The organism is Dietzia massiliensis (genome assembly GCF_018390595.1).
Lineage (GTDB): Bacteria > Actinomycetota > Actinomycetes > Mycobacteriales > Mycobacteriaceae > Dietzia > Dietzia massiliensis.
Genome location: NZ_JAHBAV010000126.1, coordinates 1 through 1,364, shown reverse-complemented (window position 1 = coordinate 1,364; position 1,364 = coordinate 1). Strand labels below are relative to the sequence as shown.

1 protein-coding gene is annotated in these 1,364 nt (G+C 67.5%); it reads left to right on the top strand.

Annotation, left to right across the window (positions count from 1 at the left end; genetic code table 11):
- Window positions 1-599 precede the first annotated feature (599 nt).
- Entirely contained in the window at window positions 600-1,304 is a 705-nt protein-coding gene (locus KHA85_RS16435; RefSeq protein WP_213186626.1) for an EcsC family protein, read from the top strand.
- The last annotated feature ends 60 nt before the right edge of the window (window positions 1,305-1,364 follow it).

The following is a 1,364-nucleotide window of genomic DNA, read 5'->3' as shown; positions in this document are numbered from 1 at the left end:
CACGAGCAGCCGGCGCGCGCTCGGGGCGATCATCTCGCCGTTCATCTACGGCGGGGCGGTCGGGGGCCCCGCCCCGGCGCCGCCCGCCGGCGGGGGTGCGGGGGTCGGCCTCTCCCGGCTTCGAGCGCTGACACCGCCGGTCAGAGGCGTGCGTGCTGGCGAGCCGTGCCGTTTCCGCCTCGGGCCGGAACCTGGCCGTGGAGCGTCCCAAACTTTGGTGTGACCATTGCGAGAAATCGGCTCGAGGATCGCAGTGGTGACACCAAAGTTCTCCGCCAGGAGCCGCGATGCCTCGTCGCGACGCGCATCCCTCTGCCGAGCCGCCCCCGGCCGATGCAGAGTGTTAGGCCGTTCTCAGACCACCGCCTCGTGTTCGACCTGCGGTGCCCTGGAAGGCGTGTTCAGGGCACCGCAGGTCAGAGCGTCGTGGGTCTCCCGTCGTCCGACTGCTCCCGTCCGGTAGTCGACACCGTTAACCGACTCGCGCAGAGAGTGTTTATTCTCTTTCTCGGTGCAATGTCTCCCTCGACGGCGCCGCGGACTCACAAATCGGCCGCCGTGAGAGCCGTCCCCACAGGCCTGTCAGGAAGGCGCCCCTCATGGCAATCGCCCAACCCAAGCGTGTCAAGGAGATCACCAAGTCGATCTCCGAAGGCGATATGGAGGCGGCAGCCACCGCCACCATCGACTTCATCCTCGACGCGGGAGTGAACGGCTTCGGCCCCGTCAAGAGCGCCGAGGCCATTGCCGATGAGGCGCTGAAGCACTCGGGGAACGACGCGGAGAAGGCGATCAAGCGGATCATCGCCACGCACACCAGGGTCGTGGGCGCATCGGGTTTCGTCTCCGGGCTCGGGGGCCTGGCCACGATGGCGGTGGCGCTCCCCACCGATGTCACCGTGTTCTATACGCGTGCCACCCGCATGATCGCGGCGGTCGCACACCTGCGCGGCTACGACGTTCGCAGTGAGGAGGTCCGCAGCGTCATCGCGGTGTCGCTGATCGGTTCCGCCGGAGTCGAGGCGATGTCCAAGGCCGGCGTCGAGATCGGCACCAAGACGGCGATTGCGGCCCTCAAGAGGGTGCCGGGCACTGTCCTGACCAAGATCAACAAGGCGGTGGGCTTCCGGCTGGTGACCAAGTTCGGCACCACAGGGTCCATCAACCTGGTGAAGGTCGTGCCCGTGGCGGGCGCAGCCGTGGGCGGCACGATCAACATCGCGGGCATCCGATCGATCGCCGGATACGCGAAGAGCAACTTCCCCGCCATCGAGTCGGTGCCCGTGCCGCACACAGCCGTCTGACCCTAGACGCCTGAGCGTCTGCCCATCGGCCTCCGTGCCGATACCACCTCTGACCTGCGG

Excerpts from the sequence above, each read along its gene's own strand:
- KHA85_RS16435 (WP_213186626.1), top strand. The coding sequence starts at position 600 with ATGGCAATCGCCCAACCCAAGCGTGTCAAGGAGATCACCAAGTCGATC.